Source organism: Aliiroseovarius marinus (genome assembly GCF_004360145.1).
GTDB lineage: Bacteria > Pseudomonadota > Alphaproteobacteria > Rhodobacterales > Rhodobacteraceae > Aliiroseovarius > Aliiroseovarius marinus.
The window spans coordinates 78,362-101,032 of the sequence record NZ_ML178716.1 but is presented as its reverse complement, the minus strand read 5'-3'; the positions used below and the strand labels follow the sequence as shown (position 1 = coordinate 101,032).

Annotated in this window: 22 protein-coding genes; 15 read left to right on the top strand and 7 right to left on the bottom strand. The window is 59.6% G+C overall.

What is annotated here, in order from left to right:
* Positions 1–27 precede the first annotated feature (27 nt).
* Positions 28–486, top strand: a complete 459-nt coding sequence (locus EOL43_RS07815) for a hypothetical protein (protein ID WP_133487253.1) — start codon at positions 28–30, stop codon at positions 484–486.
* Positions 487–609: 123 nt separating this feature from the next.
* On the opposite strand, the gene choV is transcribed toward EOL43_RS07815, so the two are convergent.
* The 4 genes from choV to choX all read right to left on the bottom strand — a co-directional run bounded on the left by choV (position 610) and on the right by choX (position 4,090).
* On the bottom strand, positions 610–1,629 hold the full coding sequence (choV, locus tag EOL43_RS07810; protein WP_133487251.1) for a choline ABC transporter ATP-binding protein: 1,020 nt from the start codon (positions 1,627–1,629) through the stop codon (positions 610–612).
* Positions 1,630–1,631: 2 nt separating this feature from the next.
* A complete protein-coding gene (gene choW, locus EOL43_RS07805; protein ID WP_133487249.1) occupies positions 1,632–2,468 on the bottom strand; it encodes a choline ABC transporter permease subunit in 837 nt (278 codons plus the stop codon).
* 3 nt (positions 2,469–2,471) lie between these two features.
* On the bottom strand, positions 2,472–3,086 hold the full coding sequence (locus EOL43_RS07800) for a LysE family translocator (protein ID WP_133487247.1): 615 nt from the start codon (positions 3,084–3,086) through the stop codon (positions 2,472–2,474).
* A gap of 71 nt (positions 3,087–3,157) precedes the next feature.
* On the bottom strand, positions 3,158–4,090 hold the full coding sequence (gene choX / locus EOL43_RS07795) for a choline ABC transporter substrate-binding protein (RefSeq protein ID WP_133487245.1): 933 nt from the start codon (positions 4,088–4,090) through the stop codon (positions 3,158–3,160).
* 185 nt (positions 4,091–4,275) lie between these two features.
* Here choX and betI point away from each other — a divergent pair, with 185 nt between their 5' ends.
* From betI to EOL43_RS07775, 4 genes are all read left to right on the top strand, one after another.
* Complete coding sequence (gene betI, locus EOL43_RS07790; protein WP_133487243.1) at positions 4,276–4,857, top strand: choline-binding transcriptional repressor BetI; 582 nt, start codon at positions 4,276–4,278, stop codon at positions 4,855–4,857.
* Positions 4,854–6,362 (top strand): choline-sulfatase, encoded by a 1,509-nt coding sequence (betC, locus tag EOL43_RS07785; protein ID WP_133487241.1) that lies wholly within the window; start codon positions 4,854–4,856, stop codon positions 6,360–6,362. Before betI ends, betC begins: the two co-directional genes overlap by 4 nt.
* A 22-nt stretch (positions 6,363–6,384) precedes the next feature.
* Positions 6,385–8,040: a choline dehydrogenase gene (betA, locus tag EOL43_RS07780; protein ID WP_133487239.1), complete on the top strand. Its 1,656-nt coding sequence runs from the start codon at positions 6,385–6,387 to the stop codon at positions 8,038–8,040.
* Positions 8,041–8,122: 82 nt separating this feature from the next.
* Entirely contained in the window at positions 8,123–8,362 is a 240-nt protein-coding gene (locus EOL43_RS07775; protein ID WP_133487237.1) for an HP1242/YdcH family protein, read from the top strand.
* A 47-nt stretch (positions 8,363–8,409) separates the two neighbouring features.
* Here the strand turns inward: EOL43_RS07775 and EOL43_RS07770 are convergent, their stop codons facing one another.
* The 3 genes from EOL43_RS07770 to EOL43_RS07760 form a co-directional block, all read right to left on the bottom strand.
* The gene (locus EOL43_RS07770) at positions 8,410–9,240 is read right to left on the bottom strand and encodes an alpha/beta hydrolase (RefSeq protein ID WP_133487235.1); all 831 of its coding nucleotides are present in this window, start codon (positions 9,238–9,240) and stop codon (positions 8,410–8,412) included.
* Entirely contained in the window at positions 9,237–10,640 is a 1,404-nt protein-coding gene (locus EOL43_RS07765; protein WP_133487233.1) for a helix-turn-helix domain-containing protein, read from the bottom strand. Before EOL43_RS07765 ends, EOL43_RS07770 begins: the two co-directional genes overlap by 4 nt.
* Positions 10,641–10,729: 89 nt before the next feature.
* The gene (locus EOL43_RS07760) at positions 10,730–11,962 is read right to left on the bottom strand and encodes a multidrug effflux MFS transporter (protein WP_133487231.1); all 1,233 of its coding nucleotides are present in this window, start codon (positions 11,960–11,962) and stop codon (positions 10,730–10,732) included.
* Positions 11,963–12,159: 197 nt separating this feature from the next.
* On the opposite strand from EOL43_RS07760, the gene EOL43_RS07755 reads away from it, so the two are divergent.
* The 10 genes from EOL43_RS07755 to EOL43_RS07710 all read left to right on the top strand — a co-directional run bounded on the left by EOL43_RS07755 (position 12,160) and on the right by EOL43_RS07710 (position 22,664).
* Positions 12,160–13,692, top strand: a complete 1,533-nt coding sequence (locus tag EOL43_RS07755; protein ID WP_133487229.1) for an acyl-CoA carboxylase subunit beta — start codon at positions 12,160–12,162, stop codon at positions 13,690–13,692.
* A gap of 2 nt (positions 13,693–13,694) precedes the next feature.
* Entirely contained in the window at positions 13,695–14,165 is a 471-nt protein-coding gene (locus EOL43_RS07750; protein ID WP_133487227.1) for a DUF6497 family protein, read from the top strand.
* A gap of 14 nt (positions 14,166–14,179) precedes the next feature.
* A complete protein-coding gene (locus EOL43_RS07745; RefSeq protein ID WP_133487446.1) occupies positions 14,180–14,530 on the top strand; it encodes a hypothetical protein in 351 nt (116 codons plus the stop codon).
* A gap of 334 nt (positions 14,531–14,864) precedes the next feature.
* Positions 14,865–15,071 (top strand): lipoprotein, encoded by a 207-nt coding sequence (locus tag EOL43_RS07740; protein WP_133487225.1) that lies wholly within the window; start codon positions 14,865–14,867, stop codon positions 15,069–15,071.
* A 143-nt stretch (positions 15,072–15,214) separates the two neighbouring features.
* A complete protein-coding gene (locus EOL43_RS07735; protein WP_133487223.1) occupies positions 15,215–17,263 on the top strand; it encodes an acetyl-CoA carboxylase biotin carboxylase subunit in 2,049 nt (682 codons plus the stop codon).
* A gap of 1 nt (position 17,264) precedes the next feature.
* Positions 17,265–18,815, top strand: coding sequence for a hypothetical protein (locus EOL43_RS07730; protein WP_133487221.1), 1,551 nt, complete (start codon positions 17,265–17,267; stop codon positions 18,813–18,815).
* Positions 18,812–19,324, top strand: a complete 513-nt coding sequence (locus tag EOL43_RS07725; RefSeq protein ID WP_133487219.1) for a hypothetical protein — start codon at positions 18,812–18,814, stop codon at positions 19,322–19,324. The genes EOL43_RS07730 and EOL43_RS07725 overlap by 4 nt, the downstream gene beginning before the upstream one ends.
* A gap of 58 nt (positions 19,325–19,382) precedes the next feature.
* Positions 19,383–21,509, top strand: a complete 2,127-nt coding sequence (gene scpA / locus EOL43_RS07720; protein WP_133487217.1) for a methylmalonyl-CoA mutase — start codon at positions 19,383–19,385, stop codon at positions 21,507–21,509.
* 67 nt (positions 21,510–21,576) lie between these two features.
* Positions 21,577–22,191, top strand: a complete 615-nt coding sequence (locus EOL43_RS07715) for a VOC family protein (RefSeq protein ID WP_133487215.1) — start codon at positions 21,577–21,579, stop codon at positions 22,189–22,191.
* Positions 22,188–22,664: a GNAT family N-acetyltransferase gene (locus EOL43_RS07710; RefSeq protein ID WP_133487213.1), complete on the top strand. Its 477-nt coding sequence runs from the start codon at positions 22,188–22,190 to the stop codon at positions 22,662–22,664. The genes EOL43_RS07715 and EOL43_RS07710 overlap by 4 nt, the downstream gene beginning before the upstream one ends.
* Positions 22,665–22,671: the final 7 nt, after the last annotated feature.

Below are 22,671 nucleotides of genomic sequence, written 5' to 3'. Positions count from 1 at the left end.
GATTCTCGCAATTTAAGGGGGTTTTCTATGCGTATTGTTCTCGCATTATTTGCGTGCATCGCGGTGTCGGCCTGCCAGCCAAGCACAGGTAGCAAATCTGCACGCACAGGGGCCAGTTTCTGCGACCGCCTGATCGGATGGGAAGCTGCGAATGGAGACAAGGATACCAAACGCGCTGTGACAAGGCCCGAGATGTGTGCGCTCAGCCAGCCGGGCGCGCTGTGGTTTCGGTCGCAGCAGGTCAGCAGGCAGTTGAAAGGGCGCGAATACTGGTTGTTGGTCCCTCCCAACGATCCGCATCTGAGCGAGAACGCCATTGCCGGATGGAGCCTTCAGGTGCGCCCCTACGGCTTTGCGCACGAGTTCTTCTTGGTGCGCAACGCGGGCGCGCGCCTTCAACCCGCCATTGCCCAAGATGCCTGTCCACGTAAGGCGGTCGGTCTGGGCGGGGTTGAAGGTGGTAAGACCTATTGTCTGACGAACTAAAGCGTTTCGGTTTTAACCTGACACAGGGGAAAACCGAAACGCAGTGCCATATTGCTTTGTTGCGGGCGTTTCGCGACAAACTTGCGGCTCAAGTTTATCCCGAAACGCTTTAGGCCCGCGCGCTTAGCTGCGCGGGTCCAGAAGCCGGGCCATAACGGCATCCGAGGTGATACGCCCTACAGGCTGACCGTCTTGCGTCACGCTGATCTCGTCCTGCCCAGCCAGCGCTTTCATGACCACGTCGACGCGATCGGTCGCGTCGACATTGACAGACGCGGCCGAGGCGCCGTCCTCCATCACGTCGCGCGCGGTCAGAACGCCCAGCGGGTTCATATGCGCCACGAAGTCGGCCACATAATCGTTCACCGGGTTGGTAAAGATGTCGCGCGGCGTGCCGCATTGCACGATGCGTCCGCCCTCCATGATCGCGATACGGTCGCCAAGTTTGAACGCCTCGTCCAGATCGTGGCTGACGAAGATGATCGTGCGTTTCAGGCGTTGCTGAAGCTCGATCAGCTCGTCCTGAAGACGGGCGCGGATCAGCGGGTCGAGGGCCGAGAACGGCTCGTCCATCAGAAGGATCGGCGCTTGGGTGGCAAAGGCGCGGGCAAGGCCCACGCGCTGCTGCATGCCGCCTGACAGCTCGCTGACCTTGCGGTTGGCCCATTCGCTGAGGTTCACCAGCTCTAGCTGTTCGTCTACGCGCGCCTTGTGCTCGGCCTTTGCCATGCCGGCCAGTTCCAGCCCCAGACCGACGTTCTCGCGCACTGTGCGCCATGGCAGCAGGCCGAATTGCTGGAACACCATCGCCACGTGGTTCTGGCGGATCCGGCGCAAGGTACCTGCATCGGCATTGGTGACATCGACCAGCCCATTGCCGTCATTCACCCGCACACAGCCGCGCACCACCGGGTTCAGCGCGTTCACTCCCCGCAGAAGCGTGGATTTGCCCGAGCCCGACAGGCCCATCAGCACAAGGATCTCGCCTTCATCAACAGACAGCGAGCAGTCATGCACGCCCAGTACCTGACCCGTTTCGGTCTTTACGACCGAGCGGTCCTTGCCCGCGTCCATCGCGGGCAGAGCGCTTTCCGGCTTGTCGCCGAACACGATCGAGACATTGTCAAATTCTACAGCGGTCATGATTACGCCTCCCGTTCTACGCGCAGCATTCGGTCAAGGGCGATGGCGACCGCCACGATGACCAAGCCGCTTTCAAAGCCTAGCGATGCGTTCACCGTATTCAGGGCGCGTACCACCGGCACACCAAGGCCGTCGGCGCCAACCAGGGCCGCGATAACAACCATCGACAGCGACAACATGATGGTCTGGTTCAGACCGGTCATGATCTGCGGGAAGGCCGAGGGCAGCTCGATCTTCCACAGGGTTTGCATCCGGGTTGCACCAAAGGCTTGCCCTGCTTCGGTTAGCGCAGTTGGCACTTGGCTAACGCCCAGTTGGGTCAGGCGGATTGGGGCGGGGAGTACGAAGATGAAGGTCGCCACAAGGCCCGGCACCATGCCGATGCCAAACAGTACGATCATCGGGATCAGGTAGACGAAGGTTGGGATGGTTTGCATCATGTCCAGAACCGGCAAGATCGCTTGGAAAAAGCGCGGACGGTGCGCGGCGTAGATGCCGATGGGCACGCCAACGCCCATACAGAACAGGACCGAGAAGACGATCAGGGTCAGACTTTCTGTGGTTTCCTCCCAATATCCTTGGTTCAGCACATAGAGGAAGCAAAGAACGACGACGGCGACGCGCCCCCAACTGCGTTGGATGTAATAGGTCAACGCGCCCAGAAGCGCGACGATCACCAGCGCAGGCGGGTATTGCAAGAGCCACAGGAACCCGTCGATCCCATCGCTCAGGACATCATCGACAAAGTCAAAGAAGGGGCCAAATGCATCGGTCAGCCAGTCAAACCCATTCGAGATGGTTTTGCCGACCGGAATTTTGGAGTCTGTCAGCCAGTCCACGTGTCAGTGCCTTTCATTTAGGGCCAGGGCAAGGCCAGAGAAGATCAGGAACCCGCCGACACCCTTGTTCAGGGTATGCAGGCGGTGCGGGGTCAAAAGGCCTTGGAAGCCTGCGCCAAACCCCGCGTACAGCGCGACCGCAAAGCACTCGAGCACCAGAAACAGCCCGCCAAGCAGCGCGTATTGCGGGGCGAGTGGTTGGGCAAGATCGGTGAATTGCGGGAAGAAAGCTGTGAAGATCGCGACGGCTTTTGGGTTGCCGATGGCGATTAGGAAGTCTCGGCGGATGAGGGCCCGGACAGGCTCGTCCGACTGGGCGAAGGTTTCGGCCTGCGGTTTTGCGCGCCACATTCGCCATCCGACATAGATCAGATAGGCAGCGCCCGCGTATTTCACCGCGTTGAATGCGGTTTCCGAGGCCGCCAATACGGCGCCTAGACCAATGCCCACCAGCAGGATCATCGCCGCAAAGGGCAGCATACGGCCCATGCCACCAGCGAGTCCCACCAAAAGCCCGCGCCGTGCGCCGTTCGAAAACGCCAGCACGTTGTTGGGCCCCGGCGCGATGTTCAGCGCGAAGCAGGCCGGGATGAAAAGGGCAAGGGTGGCAAGTGTCATGTCAGGGTCTTTGGGATGCCTAAACGAAACGCGCCGGAGGGATCCCCGGCGCGTTCCAAATTGTGTTGGGTTTACATGCCCAGCGAGGCTTTGACAGCGGCCACAGCATCGCCACCGTCTTTGGTGGTTACGCCGTCCAGCCATGCCATGAAGGCATCGGGGTTGGCAGCCAGCCATGCTTTCGCAGCGTCAGCGGGATCTTGGCCGTCATTCAGGATGGCGCCCATGATCTCGTTTTCCATTGCCAGCGAGAAGCTGAGGTTTTGCAACAGCTTACCAGTGTTGGCGCACTCGGTCACATATCCTGCACGAGTGTTGGTGTCGACCACGGCACCACCCAGGTTCGGGCCGAAGAAGTCGTCGCCGCCGGTCAGATAGGACATCTCGAAGTTGGCGTTCATCGGGTGGGGTTCCCAGCCAAGGAAGACGATCGGTTCGCCCTTCTTGTCAGCGCGGGCCACCTGCGCCAGCATGCCCTGTTCCGAGCTTTCAGCAACCTCAAAGCCTTCAAGACCAAAGGCGTTGCCGTCGATCATCGACTGGATCAGGCGGTTGCCGTCATTGCCCGGCTCGATGCCGTAGATTTTGCCTTCCAGCGCGTCCGCTTGGGCGGCGATGTCAGCGAAATCCTTGATGCCCAGATCAGCAGCGGCTTTGTTCACGGCCAGCGTGTACTTGGCGCCTTCCAGGTTGGTGCGCACGGTGTCGACGGTGCCTGCTTCACGGTAGGGCGCGATGTCGGCTTCCATGGTGGGCATCCAGTTGCCCAGGAATACGTCAACGTCGCCTTCGGCCAGCGAGGTGTAGGTTACCGGCACCGACAGAACCTTGATGTCGGTCTCATAGCCCAGAGCCTCAAGCACAACGGTGGTGGCTGCGGTGGTGGCGGTGATGTCGGTCCAGCCAACGTCCGAGAAGGTTACTTCGTCACAGTGGCCGTCAGCAAACGCGGTGGTGGCAACAGCCGACAACGCGATGGCGGAAAGTGTGGATTTAAGTTTCATATGTTCGCTCCCTGTTTTTTGGGCGGTTTTTGTTGGCCGGGGCCTGCGCATGCAGACCTCTCGACGTGACCCTAACGCAGGTAGCGAAAGGGTGGAACCGGCTTCATTGGTGCAGACGGTGCTTTTTATTGATTGACGAGTCAATTAAAAAAAGCAACCCTGATGTACGCAAATCGGAGAGGCATATGCCAAAGCTGGGGATGGAACCCATTCGGAAAGGCGCACTGGTGCAGGCCACGATCGACGAGATCGGCCGCGCTGGAAGCCTTGATGTGACCGTAACGCAGATCGCCAAGCGCGCGGGCGTATCCAGCGCCTTGGCGCATCACTATTTCGGCGGGAAGGATCAGATCTTTCTGGCCGCGATGCGTCACATCCTATCGGTCTATGGCGCGCAGGTGCGTGCTGCCGTGTTGGGCGCCAAGACCCCACGTGACCGGGTTGAGGCGATCATTCGCGCGAACTTTGAAGCTGGCAACTTCCGTCCCGAAGTCATCAGCGCCTGGCTTAATTTTTACGTGATGTCTCAAAGCAATGACGGTGCGCGGCGGCTTCTGCGCGTCTATCAGCACCGGCTGCATTCCAACCTCGTCTACGATCTGCGCCCCTTGGTGGGCGAGGACGCGCACGAGGTGGCGGATACGCTCGCCGCGATGATCGACGGGCTCTATATCCGCCACGCTCTTCGCGAAGAAACCCCAAGCGGCAAACGCGCCTGTGACCGCGTTCTGGCCTGTCTGGATGTCATTTTGGAGAAACACGCATGACGAAACCGAACATCCTGATCATTATGGTGGATCAGCTGAACGGCACGCTGTTCCCGGATGGCCCGGCCGAGTGGTTGCATGCGCCGAATCTGAAAAAACTGGCCGCGCGTTCGGTGCGGTTTCAAAATACCTATACCGCCAGCCCGCTCTGTGCGCCGGGTCGCGCCAGCTTTATGTCGGGTCTGCTGCCGCGCCGCACCAAGGTTTATGACAATGCGGCCGAGTTCGCCTCGGACATTCCGACCTACGCCCACCACCTGCGCCGCGCGGGCTATCAAACCGCGCTCTCGGGCAAGATGCACTTTGTCGGCCCCGACCAGATGCACGGGTTCGAGGAACGTCTGACCACCGATATCTACCCCGCCGATTTTGGATGGACGCCGGACTATCGCAAACCCGGTGAACGGATCGACTGGTGGTATCACAACATGGGGTCCGTGACCGGGGCAGGGGTTGCCGAGATTTCGAACCAGATGGAGTATGATGACGAGGTTGCCTACAACGCCTGCGCCAAGCTCTATGATCTGGCGCGCGGCCATGACGAACGCCCGTGGTGCCTGACCGTCAGCTTCACCCACCCGCATGACCCCTATGTGGCGCGTCGCAAATACTGGGATCTTTACGAGGATTGCGAACACCTGCTGCCCGAGGTTCCGGCGTGGGACTATGAAGATCATGACCCGCACGCAAAACGGATTTTCGACGCCAATGACTGGCGTAACTTCGACATTACAGAAGAAGACATCCGCCGCTCGCGCCGCGCCTATTTCGCCAATATCTCGTATCTGGACGACAAGGTTGGCGAGATGCTGGATATCCTTGAAAGCACCCGGCAAGAAGCGATCATCATGTTCGTGTCCGATCACGGCGACATGCTGGGCGAGCGTGGTTTGTGGTTCAAAATGAACTTCTACGAAGGTTCGGCCCGTGTGCCGCTGATGATCTCGGCCCCGGGGATGGAGCCGGGCCTGATCGAGGCGCCTGTCTCGACCATGGATGTGACGCCGACGCTCGCTGAATTGGCAGGGATTTCGCTGGATGAGGTGAAGCCTTGGGTCGATGGGGAAAGCCTTGTGGCTCTGGCGAATGGTGCCGAGCGCACCAGCCCCGTCGCGATGGAATACGCGGCAGAGGCGTCCTATGCGCCGCTCGTGTCGCTGCGCTATGGCAAGTGGAAGTATAACCGCTGCGCGCTGGACCCTGATCAGCTGTTTGATCTGGAGGCTGACCCGCACGAGCTGGTCAATCTGGCCGACGATCCGGCGCATGAAGGCACGCTGAATTCGCTGCGGGCGAAGTCGGAAGCGCGCTGGGATCTGGGCGCCTATGACAACGAGGTCCGCGAAAGCCAGGCCCGCCGCTGGGTGGTCTATGAAGCGCTGCGCAACGGCGCGTATTTCCCGTGGGATTACCAGCCGCTGCGCAAAGCCTCGGAACGCTACATGCGCAACCACATGAACCTCGACAATGTTGAAGAAAACGCTCGCTTCCCCCGTGGCGAGTAACCCCTGATCTGACGGAAAAAAAATGCAAGCAGAATATATCATCGTTGGCGCTGGCAGCGCAGGATGCGCAATGGCGTATCGGCTGGCGGAAGCAGGCAAGCGGGTTCTGGTGATTGAACACGGCGGCACCGATGCCGGGCCGTTCATTCAGATGCCGGCGGCGCTGAGCTATCCGATGAACATGAAGACCTATGATTGGGGCTTCCAGACCGAGCCCGAGCCGCATCTGGACAACCGCACGCTGGTGACCCCGCGCGGCAAGGTTGTTGGTGGGTCCAGCTCGATCAACGGGATGGTTTATGTGCGCGGCCACGCGAAGGACTTTGATCATTGGGCCGAACAAGGCGCGGATGGTTGGTCCTATGCCGACGTGCTGCCGTACTTCAAACGGCAGGAAAGCTGGCATGACAGCGGCCATGGCGGTGACCCAGATTGGCGCGGCAAGGATGGTCCGCTGCATGTGACCCGCGGCCCGCGGAAGAACCCCCTGTTCCACGCCTTTGTCGAGGCTGGGAAACAGGCCGGATACGAAGTCACCGACGACTATAACGGCCAGAAACAGGAAGGCTTCGGCCCGATGGAGCAGACCGTCTGGCAGGGCCGTCGCTGGTCGGCGGCGAATGCCTATCTGAAGCCTGCTCTGCAGCGCGAGAATTGCGAACTCATCCGCGCCTTCGCCCGCAAGGTGGTCATCGAAGATGGTCGTGCGGTTGGCGTTGAAGTCGAGCGCGGCGGCAAGATCGAAGCGATCCGCGCCGAGGCCGAGGTGATCATTGCGGCCAGCTCGATCAACTCGCCGAAGCTTCTGATGTTGTCGGGGATTGGACCCGCGGCGCATCTGAAAGAACACGGGATCGAGGTCGTGGCCGACCGTCCCGGGGTGGGGCAGAACCTGCAGGACCACCTTGAAGTCTATATGCAATATGCCTCGAAACAGCCGATCACGCTGTATCGGTACTGGAACCTTATCTGGAAGGGTATTCTGGGCGCGCAGTGGTTGTTCACCAAGACGGGCCTTGGTGCGTCGAACCAGTTCGAAAGTGCCGCCTTCATCCGCTCGAAGGCGGGCGTGGAATACCCCGATATCCAGTATCACTTCCTGCCGATTGCCGTGCGCTATGACGGGCAGGCGGCGGCGGAAGGCCACGGGTTCCAAGCCCATACCGGCCCGATGCGGTCGCCCTCGCGCGGGGAAATCACGCTGAAATCGGCCGACCCGAAAGATGCGCCGCGCATCTTCTTTAATTACATGTCGACCGAGCAGGACTGGGAAGACTTCCGCACCTGTATCCGCCTGACACGCGAGATCTTCTCGCAGCCCGCGTTCGAGCCTTTCGTGAAGTTCGAAATCCAACCGGGCAATGCGCTGCAAACGGATGACGAGATTGACAGCTTCATTCGTGAACACGCCGAAAGCGCCTATCACCCCTGCGGGACCTGTAAAATCGGGCGCGCGGATGACCCGATGGCCGTGGTCGATCCCGAGATGCGGGTGATCGGCGTGGACGGGCTGCGTGTCGCCGACAGTTCGACCTTCCCGCGCATCACGAATGGCAACCTGAACGGGCCGTCGATCATGGTGGGCGAAAAGGCATCTGACCACATTCTGGGCCGCCGTCTGCCGTCTGCAAATGACGAGCCGTGGATCCATCCGGATTGGCAAAATTCGCAACGATGAACGTGTGATTTGATCCCTGTCAAAGCGGGGGGCGTTTGCCGGACGCAAACTCCCTCTGACTTTAGACGAAGGAGACACGCGAATGTCACATACCCCGCATGAACTCGGCGAGGAATTCCCGGAATACGCTGAGAAGATGAGCGAGCTGAAGCAGTCGGATGCGCATTTCTCGAAGCTGGCGGACGAGTATCACGAGGTGAACCGTGCGATTCACCGTGCGGAAACCAATGTTGAGCCGACTGACCAGTTCAACGAAGAAGACATGCGCAAAAAACGCGCAGCTTTGAAAGACGAGATTTATCGGATGCTGTCGGCCGCGTAAGCGCCAGCGTCACGAGGGACAGAAGGCCGGGCATTGCCCGGCCTTTTTCATTTCCCATGAATGGCTTGCAGCCATTCGCGTAGTGGGGTTAGCACGTTTTGCTGCCAAATTGATGTGTGTCCAGCTTTTTCCCGGGCTGCCAGCACTTTGTTTTTGGCGGGCGAAAGCTGATACAGCCTCTTCCCCATGCGAAACGGCACAGTTCTGTCCCGTTCCCCATGCATGATAAAGGTCGGAGCTTTCACATTCTGGATGTATCTCTTGGTCGGCCACAGGTCGGTCCGACCAGCAACAAAAGGAAGCAGGGCGGGGTTCTTGGCCGCAGTCAGATCCACCAAAGAGGTATAGGGTGCCTGCAGGATAATCGCGGAAGGCGGGTTGGCGTGTCCGGGTTTTCCAGCAGCAATTGCCACCGCGACACCGGTGCCAAGGCTTTCCCCCATCAGGATGATTTTCTTGCTTCCCGTCATCTTTGGAATGTCTCGATACAGTTGATCCGCAAGGCTTTGGATTTTTTGACGGCTGGGTTGCCCTTTGCTGCCTCCCATTCCGGGATAGGCCATAGCGACCACGCCATAACCTCGGTTCAGGAACCAGCGAAACTTGTGTCCGCGCGCATGCAGGTTCTTGCCAGAGCCAGGCAGGTACATCACTGTCGGCTTGCCCTTTTTGGGTTTCCCGACCCACAGTACCAGCCCCTTATAGATGACTTCTGACAGGCGCTCGTCTGTGCGGGCCGGATCAACGCGTTTTGGGCTGAACTGATAGAAAGCCTTGCGCTCGGCCGTGGTGGCAAGGCTCTCGGCGCGAGCAGGTTGCGGGGCTGAGGTGACCAGAACGGTCAGGGCCAGCAAGACCGGAAGGAGAAACTTGTTCATCGTGTAATCTCGTACGGAAGTGTTCCGCGCGAATATGGGTCGACTTGCAACTTGCGTTCAAGGGGAGGAACCGAGCGTTGGTGACACAGCTGACGTTCACAGATCCGGCACGAGATACCGATGGGCTCAAACGCGGCGTCGTTCGAGACGTCCAAATCATCTGCGTAGACCAAGGCGCCGGCGTGTTTTACCTCGCAGCCCAGCCCGATGGCGTAACGGCGCACGGGCGCGTCAAAGCTGCCGCCGGATTTGGTAACGTTTCGCGCCAGACAGAAGTAGCGCACGCCATCCGGGGTCTGCGCCAGCTGCCGCAGAAAACGTCCTGGCGTTTCAAAGGCTTGGTGCACATTCCACAGAGGACAGGCGCCGCCGAAACGGGCAAACTGTAGGCGCGTGGCCGAGTGGCGCTTGGTGATGGTGCCCGCCTGATCCACACGCACGAAAAAGAAGGGAATGCCCTTCGATCCGGGGCGTTGCAAAGTGGAGAGACGGTGGGCGATTTGTTCGATCGACGCGCCGAAGCGATCGGCCAGCCGTTCAAGGTCGTGGCGGGTCTCGTGCGCGGCGGCGAGAAACTGCTCATAGGGCAGAAGGGCCGCGCCCGCGAAGTAGTTGGCAAGCCCCAGCTTGGCGATGGCGCGGGCCTCGTCTGTCTGGAAACGCGCGAAATCAAGCGTGGCCTCTAGCAGCGCGTCTTGCGTCAGAAGTGCCACCTGCATCAGGAGCTGGAACTCCTGCGTCGCGCGTGGCGGGCGAGTCGACAGGGTCAGTTCCCTCCGCTCGACGTCATAGCTGCGCACCTTGTCCACATCCTCGCGGATCAAGGTGATGCCGCGGTCGCTGAGCACCGTTTCAGCCATGGCGGCCTGATCCAAACCACGGGCTTTACCGGTCTGTGCAAAATGCTCGGCCGCGCGGTCCACCGCATCAATATAGTTGTCGCAGTAATGGAAGAAGTCGCGCACCTCGTCCCACGGGCTTGCTTGGTTTGGGGTGTCATCGGCGCCAATGTCTTGATCCATCGAGGCCAGACGCTCGTGCCCCAGCCGGTAGGCGCGATGCAGTTCCAAAAGCGCATGGGCGAGGGCCGGGGCGTTGGACGCCGCCAATCGCAAATCTGCCAGCGGAGGGATGTCCGAGAACACTGGGTCCGCGAAGGCCTCGCGCATGTCTGTCACCAGCCGTTCCGCGTCGCCGGTGGACAGTTCGGCCACGTCAAAGCCAAATTCTTGTGCAAGCGCCAACACCACGCCCGTCGACACAGGGCGGTTGTTGTTTTCCATCTGGTTAAGATAGGGCAGGCTGACACCCAGCTTTTCGGCAAAAGCTTTCTGGGTCAGGTTCAGGCGGGACCGGATTTCCCTAAGTTTTACACCGGCATAGAGTTTCTGCGTTGCCATCGCGTTGCTCACCAAACTCGCTTTGCAAATTTCGTCACTTATCCGAGTATCATTTGCAAACCGTGCCGGTCAAAGATATTCCGCGGTTCTTAGGATACGCCAAGTCGTCGCTCGCGGCGGATCACGCCCAGCATCGTGACCACGGCCAGCACGGCCGAGCCAAGCATCACCCACAAAAGCGGCATGGGCGACATGCCATCGCCCAAGGCAAACCCGGCAAAGGCCGACACGCCTGCACCGCCGACCATCATCAAAGTACCGCTCAGTCCAATCGCACTGCCAGCCAACTCGGGGCGGACGCTCATGATCCCTGCATTGGCGGATGGCAGGGTAAGGCCGTTGCCCACACCAACCAAAATCATCGCGCCGAAGAAGATGTATTCTGACCCGCCGCCAACCGCGAAGATCAGCATTGCGGCGATCATGCCGAACGCTGTGATCAGCGCGCCGCCAAAGATCATGCGGATCATGCCGACCCGGACGGCATATCGCCCGGACAGAAAGTTCCCGACGAAATACCCTGCGGCAGGTGCGCCAAAGAAATAGCCAAGACGCGACGGCGTCATTCCATAGATTTCGCTACCCACATAGGGTGCGCCGCCCAAATAGGCAAAGAACGCGCCCGAGGTCAGGGTCGCAGTCAGGCAATAGCCCCAGTATCGGGGCGAGGTCAGCAAGGCAGGGTAGGCGCGAAACTGGGCGGCAAAGCCGTCGAATTGCCGTGGGGCGGTTTCGCCCATATCGCGCCACAGAAGTGTCAGGGCAAGCAGGCCGGTCAGGCTTTGCATCCAGAAGCTGGCTTTCCATCCGTAATGCTGGTCTAGCAGGCCGCCCAGGCTTGGGGCCAGCATCGGAACCACGGACATGCCCATCGTGACATAGCCAATCATCGAGGCGGCCTGATCGCCGGGAACCATGTCACGAATGGCGGCGCGTGATAGCACCATGCCCACCGCAACCGTGGCCTGCATCATGCGAAAGGCCAGAAAGGTGTAGACATCCGGTGCGGCAAGGCAGCCAAGCGTGGCGAGGATATAGATCGCAAAGCCGGACATGATGATGGGCCGCCGCCCGTATCGGTCGGAGAGCGGGCCGACCACAAGTTGCAACGCGCCGTTCATGAACAGATACAGCGCGACGGACAGTTGGATCAGGTGGTAATTCGCTTGAAAATGGCGTGCCATGCCGGGTAGCGAGGGCAGGAAGATGTGCATCGACACCGCCGCCATCGCGGCCACAAAGGTCAGCGTAAACAAGCTGGGCGGTGTAGAGGGGTCCAGAAAGCGGGTGGCTTTAGCTGGGTTGACATCTTTGGGTTGCATGGACCAGAGCTATGCCCAGTATCCGGGACTGTCCAGTTGTTTCGTTGGGAGCGGACGAGAGTTCGGGATCCAATCGAGTTTTGCACATTTGCAATTTGCATAAGCGTACTTGCATTTTGTTTGCAAATTCGCCCCTTTTTGCTTTCCGCAACGGCGCGGTCACGCTAGTTTGCGGCGAAATCAAGGAGTGCCGCCACATGAAAGATATTCTCCAAGAACTTGAGAGCCGCCGCGAGAAAGCCCGCCTTGGGGGCGGTCAGCGTCGGATTGATAGCCAGCACAAGAAGGGCAAGCTGACCGCACGCGAGCGCGTCGAGCTCTTGCTGGATGAGGACTCGTTTGAAGAGTTCGACATGTTCAAAACCCACCGCTGCACCGAGTTCGGCATGGAAGCTGACAAGCCCGCGGGCGACGGTGTTATCACCGGTTGGGGCACGATTAACGGCCGTATGGTCTATGTGTTCTCGCAGGACTTCACCGTTTTCGGTGGCTCGCTGTCGGAAACCCACGCTGAGAAGATCTGCAAGATCATGGATATGGCAATGCAGAACGGCGCGCCGGTGATCGGCATCAACGATTCGGGTGGTGCGCGTATTCAAGAAGGCGTTGCCTCGCTTGCCGGTTACGCTGAAGTGTTCCAGCGCAACATCATGGCCTCGGGCGTGGTGCCGCAGATCTCGGTAATCATGGGCCCGTGTGCTGGTGGTGCTGTGTATTCGCCCGCCATGACCGACTTCATCTTCATGGTGAAAGACAGCTCGTACATGTTCGTCACCGGTCCCGACGTTGTGAAAACCGTGACCAACGAAGTGGTCACAGCCGAGGAGCTTGGCGGCGCCTCGACTCACACCAAAAAGTCTTCGGTCGCCGATGGCGCGTTCGAGAACGACGTGGAAGCCCTGTCGGAAGTCCGTCGTCTGGTCGACTTCCTGCCGCTGAACAACCGCGACAAGGCGCCGGTTCGTCCGTTCTTCGACGATCCCGCTCGCGTGGATGACAGCCTGGACACGCTTATCCCGGACAACCCGAACTCGCCCTATGACATGAAAGAGCTGATCACCAAGCTTGCAGACGAGGGTGATTTCTTCGAAATCCAGGAAGACTACGCCAAGAACATCATCACCGGTTACATTCGACTGGAAGGGCAGACCGTGGGTGTTGTGGCCAACCAGCCGATGGTTCTGGCTGGCTGTCTGGACATCGATAGCTCGCGCAAGGCAGCCCGCTTTGTCCGCTTCTGTGACGCGTTTGAAATTCCGATCCTGACGCTGGTTGACGTGCCGGGCTTCCTGCCGGGCACCAGCCAGGAATATGGCGGCGTGATCAAGCACGGTGCGAAACTGCTGTTCGCTTACGGTGAGGCCACCGTGCCGAAAGTTACGCTGATCACCCGTAAAGCTTACGGTGGTGCCTATGACGTTATGGCGTCCAAGCACCTGCGCGGCGACTTCAACTACGCTTGGCCGACGGCTGAAATCGCGGTTATGGGCGCAAAAGGCGCGACCGAGATCCTGTACCGTTCGGAACTGGACGATGCCGAGAAGATCGCGCAGCGTACGCAGGATTATGAAGACCGCTTCGCCAACCCGTTCGTGGCTGCCGAGCGTGGCTTCATCGACGAGGTTATCCAGCCGCGTTCGTCGCGTCGTCGGATCAGCCGCGCGTTTGCCTCGCTGCGTGGTAAGAAGCTGCAGAACCCCTGGAAGAAGCACGACAATATTCCGCTGTGATCATGGGTCGCACGGCGGGATATACGGGCCCGCGTGGCCTGACCGGGGTGGCAGCTGCCGCTGCCACCCTGGCCCTATCCCTGACCGTGCCCGCGTCCGTTGCAGCGGCGCAAGAAGACTGGTTTGACGGTGCACCGCTAAAGGTTCCGTCAGGCCAAACCGTCACCCTGCTTGAGGTCAATCAGCAGGACGGCAATCAAGAGGGATCGGCGATCCATGTTCGGTTTCTCGCGCCCGAGATTTCCCGCAACACGGGACGAATAGATTTCTCGCAGGCGGAAGAGGATATGGCCGTGATTTGTCAGGACTATGTGCTGCCGCACTTGTCCCGGCTCACGGAAACAGAGCCAGAGCAGATCGTGATCGTTCTGGCAGATCGTTGGGTCGAGTTTGGCGTCTCTGACATGGACGCGACCCAGTTTTTCGAAGCTTTCCGCCCCGAAGACGGGGTGTGTGTTTGGGACGGGTTCTGATGGCACTGCCTTATATGTTGAAGCACAAAGGCTTCCCCGGGCGTCTAACGGGGACCGACTATCAGTTTGTCATTCGCCGTGCCAGTAAGACGGGTGCGACGAAGCTTGCTGCGCGCGAGCGGTATGCAGACCGCAAACCGGCGGATCGGCGTGCAGATACCGGTTTTATGAAGGCCCTTTGGGAGTATTTCGGCGACCAGCCGTTTGAACGTGGAAATCTGGATGCCGGACGCCTGTCGTGGCTGTTTGGGCGCGAGGTGCTGCCCGCGCAGGATCCCTTTGATCCCGAAGACTATGAAGCCCTTCTTGTGATCGATGAAGCCCGTGCGCGGGCCTCGTTCCCGGATGCGTTCGAGGAACAATAGGCATGAATTCGCCCGCATTGAACACTAATTGGCAAAAAACAGCCCAACTGGACATGACCGGTCTGGCAGGGGCTTGCGTGCGCCATGGTTCGTGCCAACATGTAACACACGCAGAGAACAAATCCCCGTTCTCTGCAATGGTTTGTCGAAACCATTACCCTTCCCCTTCTTCTACCCGGTTCAGCGCATTTGCGTCTGAACCGGGCCTTTTTTCGCCCATAGATAGCCGTTCGCGTGACGCCGCACGTCGTGGTTCACGAAAATACGCCTTGGGCATCCTTCGCAAACGCGGCACAATGACTGTCAAAACAAACTCTGAAAGAGGCAGTCACACATGCAGTACAAAAAGCTTTTCGCAGGGGCGCTTGCCCTTGTCGTGCTGGCGGGATGCCAGTGGAACGACCTTCAACGCGCCGGTGTCGGCGCAGCGACAGGCGCCGTGGTTGCAAAAGCCACCAGCGGCAACCTTCTTACCGGTGCGGTCATCGGTGCGGGCGCAGGTGCGCTCTGCGATGACGTGGGCGTCGGTATCTGCAACTGATCTGAAATTCTCCGGCTCCGCTGACAGCGGATCCACCACGCACAATCGGCCTGCCGAGACCCTTGGGTTCGGCGGGCTTTTCTATGTCAATCAGCGGGACACTCTGCCGTGTCGCGCCCTCACATGAATCGAAAGGACAGGACATGTTCAACAAGATCCTGATTGCGAACCGAGGCGAGATCGCTTGCCGCGTGATCAAGACAGCCCGCAAAATGGGCATCAAGACGGTGGCAATCTATTCGGATGCCGACCGGAATGCGCTTCATGTGAAAATGGCCGACGAAGCCGTTCACATCGGCCCGCCCCCGGCGAACCAATCGTACATTGTCATCGACAAGGTGATGCAGGCCATCAAGGACACCGGCGCCGAGGCCGTACACCCCGGTTACGGCTTCCTGTCGGAAAACTCGAAATTCGCCGAGGCGCTTGAAGCCGCTGGCGTTGCCTTCGTTGGCCCGCCCAAAGGCGCGATTGAAGCGATGGGCGACAAGATCACCTCGAAAAAGATCGCTCAGGACGCTGAAGTGTCGACCGTTCCCGGTTACATGGGCCTGATCGAAGACGCGGACGAAGCCGTGAAGATCTCGAACGAGATCGGCTACCCGGTAATGATCAAAGCCTCGGCCGGTGGCGGTGGTAAAGGGATGCGGATCGCGTGGAACGACGAAGAAGCCCGCGAAGGGTTCCAGTCGTCCAAGAACGAAGCCGCCAACAGCTTTGGTGACGACCGTATCTTTATCGAGAAGTTCGTGACCCAACCGCGTCATATCGAAATTCAGGTTCTGTGCGATGCGCATGGCAACGGCATTTATCTGAACGAACGTGAATGCTCGATCCAGCGTCGTAACCAGAAAGTTGTGGAAGAAGCCCCGTCGCCCTTCCTGGACGAAGCCACCCGTAAAGCCATGGGTGAACAGTCGGTCGCACTGGCCAAAGCCGTGGGCTATACCTCGGCCGGTACGGTGGAATTCATCGTTGATGGCGACAAGAACTTCTACTTCCTGGAAATGAACACCCGCCTGCAGGTGGAACACCCCGTGACCGAGCTGATCACCGGTGTCGACCTTGTGGAACAGATGATCCGCGTCGCCAATGGCGAGCCGCTGTCGATCACGCAGGACGATGTGGGCATCAATGGCTGGTCCATTGAAAACCGCGTCTACGCAGAAGACCCCTATCGTAACTTCCTGCCGTCGATCGGTCGCCTGACCCGCTATCGTCCGCCCGCAGAAATTGCGGCTGGCCCGATGCAGGCCAACGGCAAATGGGCTGATGAAGCTATCGAAGGCACCAACTTTGCGGTGCGTAACGATACCGGCGTCTATGAAGGCGGCGAGATCTCGATGTACTATGACCCGATGATCGCCAAGCTGTGTACCTGGGCTCCGACCCGGAACGAAGCCATCGAAGCCATGCGCAACGCGCTGGACGGGTTTGAACTGGAAGGCATCGGTCACAACTTGCCCTTCGTGTCGGCTGTGATGGATCACCCGATCTTCATGAAAGGCGAGATGACCACCGCCTTCATCGAAGAGCAGTATCCCGACGGGTTCGAAGGTGTTGAACTGAGCACCGACGCGCTGCGTCGCATCGCGGCCTCGGCGGCTGCCATGTACCGCGTCGCGGAAATCCGTCGCACCCGAATCTCGGGCCGTATGGACAACCACGAGCGTAAAGTGGGCAAGAACTGGGTCGTGACCCTTCAGGGCGAAGAGTTTGCTGTGAAGATCAAAGCCGACAAGAAAGGTTCGACCATCAAGTTCGAAGACGGCACAAAAATGCGCGTGTCCTCGGACTGGACCCCGGGCGACAGCCTTGCCACGCTCGACGTTGATGGTTCGCCGCTGGTTCTGAAGGTGGACAAGATCACCTCGGGCTTCCGCATGCGTAGCCGCGGTGCTGACCTGAAGGTGCATGTCCGCACCCCGCGTCAGGCCGAACTGGCCCGCTTGATGCCGGAGAAACTGCCGCCGGATACCTCGAAAATGCTGCTCTGCCCGATGCCGGGTCTGGTGGTGAAGGTCGACGTGGAAGTCGGTCAGGAAGTTCAGGAAGGTCAGGCGCTCTGCACGATCGAAGCCATGAAGATGGAGAACATCCTGCGCGCCGAGAAGAAGGGCACCGTGTCCAAGATCAACGCTGGCGCTGGCGACAGCCTTGCCGTTGACGAAGTGATCATGGAGTTCGAATAACATGACCAAGGCCACCACGTTGTCCCGCTTGTCGGGGCAGCTGACATTGTTGTCAGTGCTGATCAGCGTGGTGGCCTTCGCGCTTTATCAGGGTGTGGCCCTGATCCGGGCGGGTGTTTTCGAATACCCGCTCGATGACGTTTACATCCACCTTGCGGTTGCCGAACAGATCGCTGCTGGTGGCTATGGCGTGAACCCGGGCGAGTTCACCTCGGCCGCGTCTTCGCCGATTTATCCTTTTCTGCTGACCGCCTTTGCAGGCACCGCTGTGCAGGCGTGGTTGCCGCTGTTCTGGAACACCATATCGCTTCTGCTGGGCGCGGTGCTGTGGGCGCGGATCGTATCGCAAAGCGGCGCGTCACGCGGCTGGATGTTGACCTTTGCGGCCCTTGGCCCCTTGGCGTTCAACTTTGCAGGCGCCGCCATGGTCGGGATGGAGCATTCCTTACATATTCTGGCGAGCCTTGCTGTGCTGCGCGGGTTGCAAATCCAGATGGATGAGGGCCGTATCAGCTGGCTGCTTGTTGCCGGCATGGTGCTGGGCCCGATGATCCGGTTCGAGGGTTTGGCAGTAACAGGCGGTGGCGCCCTTGTGTTGCTTCTGATGGGCCGCGCGGCAATGGCCGGTGTCTTGTTTGCAGCCGCGGCCGCACTTGTCGCGGGCTTTATGTACTTCCTGACCTCGCTGGGGCTGGAGCCCTTGCCGAACTCGGTCATGGCGAAGCTGTCTGGCAGCGGCCACGACCGGTTCTCGCTCGCGGATCTGCCGATTAAACTGCTGGTGCAGCTGTTTTCTGTGAAGGCGGTTGTGCTGCTGATCACGGTGCTCTGCGCGCTGTCGCTTTTGGCGCGTGCGGGGCTTGATCGTCGCCTGCGCGCCCTGTTGTTCGCGGCCTGCTTCACCGGATTTGGCCATTTACTGTTGGGCCAGTTCGGCTGGTTCGAACGCTACGAACTTTACGCGATGAGTTTCGTTCTGGGCCTCGTGATGATGGTCGTTCTGCGGGACGAGACGCTCCACACGATGCGCCTGCTGCTGCTGGCAGGATTTGGCTTTCTGGGCGCGGCCTATGGCCAGTGGTTGTTGTTCAACGGCACCAACGGCCCGAACGCTATCTATTCGCAACACGGCAACATGAGCCGCTTCGTGAAAGAGGTGTATCAGAAACCTGTCGCTGTGAATGATCTGGGATATGTGGTTTGGGCGAACCCCAATCAGGTGCTCGACCTGTGGGGCTTGGCGTCCTACGAGGCGCTGAAGATCCGACTGGATGATCCCTATCCCGGTTGGGCCGCCGATCTGGTGTACGCGGCCGGGGTCGAGCTGGCCATCATCTATGACCGCTGGATTGATGAAGGCATTGGCGACGATTGGGTTAAGGTCGGGGTTCTAACTTTCACCGGCGGCCCGGCTTTCCTTGGCGGCTATGATGTGAGCTTCTACGCAACCAAACCCGCCGCAGCCGTCGGCATCCGGCGCCAGTTGACCGAGTTTGCACCACAGGTGCAGGGCAACGCAGTTCTGCGGGTGATCGACGGGGGTGCTGGATGAGCTTTTTGCGCCATATCCCCGCTGCTGCCGCCACCATGGCGCTTTTGACCGGCTGTAATCTGCATGGCGAGGCCGATTTGCGCACCTCCCTTGGGCAGTATTTCACGCTGGGCGATACGCTGTCGTTCGACAGCAAGATGACCTGCACAGCTGCCGTGTTCCGCGCTGCGCTGAACGACGTGAAACCCGAGATGCCGCTGACTACCTCGAGCGTCGAAGCGCAAGAGCTATTCCGCAATGCAGGCAAAGCCGCGCTGCGTGCAGACGGGCACACCCCGCATGATCTGACGAATGAGATGCTGGCCACCGAGGACGGAATGTTTGGCCGTCAGGCACTGGCCGCTGCAGCATTGGTCGGGAAATGCCTGTCTGAAGCGGACAGCAAAGATTTCCACCGCGCGCTGACCCGGCCCGGTGCGACCATCGCCTATGACACTGGGGTACAGGGGGTCATGATCCTCGATCCCGTTGAACGAAAACTCTTTTTTGCCGCAGGAGATCCCCTGTGATCCGCGGCCCGGAACCAGCCTGCGCTGAGAGGCGCATCAAGACGAAAAGGACGACAAGATGAGCGACACAAAGAATTGGAAGGAACTGGCCGAGAAGGAGCTGCGCGGCCGCGCTCTGGACGACCTGACCTGGAACACGCTGGAAGGCATCGACGTCAAGCCGCTCTATACGGCAGAAGACACGGCGAACCTTGATCACATGGGCACGCTGCCCGGCTTCGGCCCCTTCACCCGTGGCGTGAAGGCGACCATGTATGCGGGCCGTCCGTGGACCATTCGTCAGTATGCGGGCTTCTCGACCGCTGAAGAATCCAACGCTTTCTACCGCCGTAACCTGGCCGCGGGTCAGCAGGGTGTCTCGGTCGCTTTCGACCTTGCAACGCACCGTGGCTACGACTCGGATCACCCGCGCGTTGTGGGCGATGTGGGTAAAGCTGGTGTTGCAATCGACAGTGTCGAAGACATGAAGATCCTGTTCGACGGTATTCCGCTGGACAAGGTTTCGGTCTCGATGACCATGAACGGCGCGGTGATCCCGATCCTTGCGAATTTCATCGTCGCCGGGGAAGAGCAGGGCCATGACAAGTCGCTGCTGGCCGGCACCATTCAGAACGACATTCTGAAAGAGTTCATGGTGCGCAACACCTATATCTACCCGCCTGAACCATCGATGAAGATCATCTCGGACATCATCGAGTACACCTCGAACGAGATGCCGAAGTTCAACTCGATCTCGATTTCCGGCTATCACATGCAGGAAGCGGGCGCGAACCTGGTGCAGGAACTGGCCTATACGCTGGCCGACGGTCGCGAGTATGTGCGTGCCGCCATCGAAGCAGGCATGGACGTGGACAAGTTCGCCGGCCGTCTGTCCTTCTTCTTCGCCATCGGCATGAACTTCTTCATGGAAGCCGCCAAACTTCGCGCCGCGCGTACTCTGTGGCACCGTGTGATGAGTGAGTTCGGTGCGAAGTCGGAACGTTCGAAAATGCTGCGCACCCACTGCCAGACCTCGGGCGTGTCGCTGCAGGAACAGGATCCCTATAACAACGTGATCCGTACCGCATACGAAGCCATGTCGGCAGCCCTTGGTGGCACCCAGTCGCTGCACACCAATGCGCTGGACGAAGCGATTGCGCTGCCCACCGATTTCTCGGCCCGCATCGCGCGCAACACCCAGATCATCCTGCAGGAAGAAACTGGCGTGACCAACGTGGTCGATCCGCTGGCGGGCTCTTACTATGTGGAAAGCCTGACCGACGAGCTGATCAACAAAGCTTGGGAGCTGATGGAAGAGGTCGAAAGCATGGGTGGGATGACCAAGGCCGTGGCCTCGGGCATGCCGAAACTGCGGATCGAGGAATCGGCAGCCAAGCGTCAGGCCATGATCGACAAAGGTGACGAAGTCATCGTTGGCGTGAACAAGTACAAGCTGGCGGAAGAAGACCAGATCGACATTCTGGACGTGGACAACATGGCCGTGCGTGACAGCCAGATCGCCCGCCTTGAAAACATCCGCACAACCCGCGACGCAGCCGCATGCGAGGCCGCCTTGGCCGAGCTGACCCGCCGCGCGAAAGAAGGTGGCAACCTTCTGGAAGCTGCAGTGGAAGCCGCCCGCGCCCGCGCATCCGTAGGAGAGATCTCGATGGCTATGGAAGAAGAATTCGGTCGTCACCGTGCCGAAGTAAAAACGCTGGCTGGCGTCTATGGCGCGGCTTACGAAGGCGACGAAGGCTTTGCGGCCATTCAGAAATCGGTCGAAGACTTCGCAGACGCCGAAGGCCGCCGCCCGCGTATGCTGGTGGTGAAGATGGGCCAGGATGGTCACGACCGTGGTGCCAAAGTCATCGCCACTGCCTTTGCGGACATTGGTTTTGACGTGGACGTAGGCCCGCTGTTCCAGACCCCGGATGAAGCTGCTCAGGACGCCATCGACAACGACGTGCATATCGTGGGGATTTCCTCGCAGGCAGCGGGTCACAAGACGCTGGCCCCGCAACTGGTGCAGGCTTTGAAAGAGCAGGGCGCCGAAGATATCATCGTGATCTGTGGCGGCGTGATCCCGCAGCAGGACTATGACTTCCTGTATGAAAATGGCGTGAAAGCCATCTTCGGCCCGGGTACCAACATTCCCGAGGCGGCTCAGGACATCCTGAAGCTGGTGCGCGAAGCACGCGGGTAACACCAAAAACACTTGCGGCTGGCGGCGTTTCCCGCCAGCTTCAACCCAGACCATTGAAGGGAATGAAATGGCTCTGGGAGAAGTCGATCATCTTGTGGTGTCCTCCGCAACCCTTGCAGAAGGCGTTGCGTATATCGAGGACCTGCTTGGGGTGTCCATGTCGGAGGGAAGAGACCATCCGCTCATGGGCACCCACAATGCCCTTCTGTCCCTTGGCCCAGCCACCTATCTGGAAGTGATTGCCGTCAATCCTGACGCCGATGCGCCCGATCATGCGCGCTGGTTCGATCTGGACTATTTCACCGGCCCTGCACGGCTGACCAACTGGGCATTGCGGGTGCCGGATCTTCATCAAGCACTTCTACGGGCACCCGAGGGATCGGGCGATGAGTTGAAGCTGTCCCGTGGGGATCTGCGCTGGGATATGGCTGTACCTTCTGATGGGCGGTTGCCCTTTGCGGGCTGCGCGCCGGGGCTGTTGTCCTGGCAGGGTGATATGCCTGCGCCGCGGTTGTCCGATCAAGGGCTACGACTGGCCGCGCTGGAAATCACGCACCCCGAGGCCGAGGCGCTGCGTGTGGCCTTGCATTCTTTAGTCGAGGATACGCGCATCTCAGTCCATTCCGGGCAGCCGGGATTGGCTGCGTGGATCGACACGCCGGCCGGGCTTGTCCAGCTATGATCATCCGCGCTGCTACTCTGGTCGACGCACACGCGATCCAAGAGCTTTGGAATCTTGCCATTCGCGAGACCTTGATCACCTTCAACTCGGTCCCGAAAACGCTGCTGGATGTTGAGAACGCTATTGAAACCGCCAAATGTATGTTGGTCGCCGAGGACGATGGCGAGGTGATCGGCTATGCCAGCTTCGACCAGTTCCGCGCCGGGATCGGCTATGCCCACACCGCTGAACACTCGATCATGCTGGCCCCAAGGGCGCGCGGGCGCGGGGCCGGGCGGTTCTTGATGGAGCGGATCGAAGCCGAGGCGCGTGCGCAAGGGTTTCATTCGCTAATTGCCGGGGTGTCGGGTTCGAATCCGATGGGCGAACCGTTCCACGCGGCGATGGGCTATAAGACCGTTGGGGTCGTCCCAGAGGCCGGGCGCAAGTTCGATCAGTGGCATGATCTTGTGCTGATGCAGAAAGTCCTGTGACCCAGTC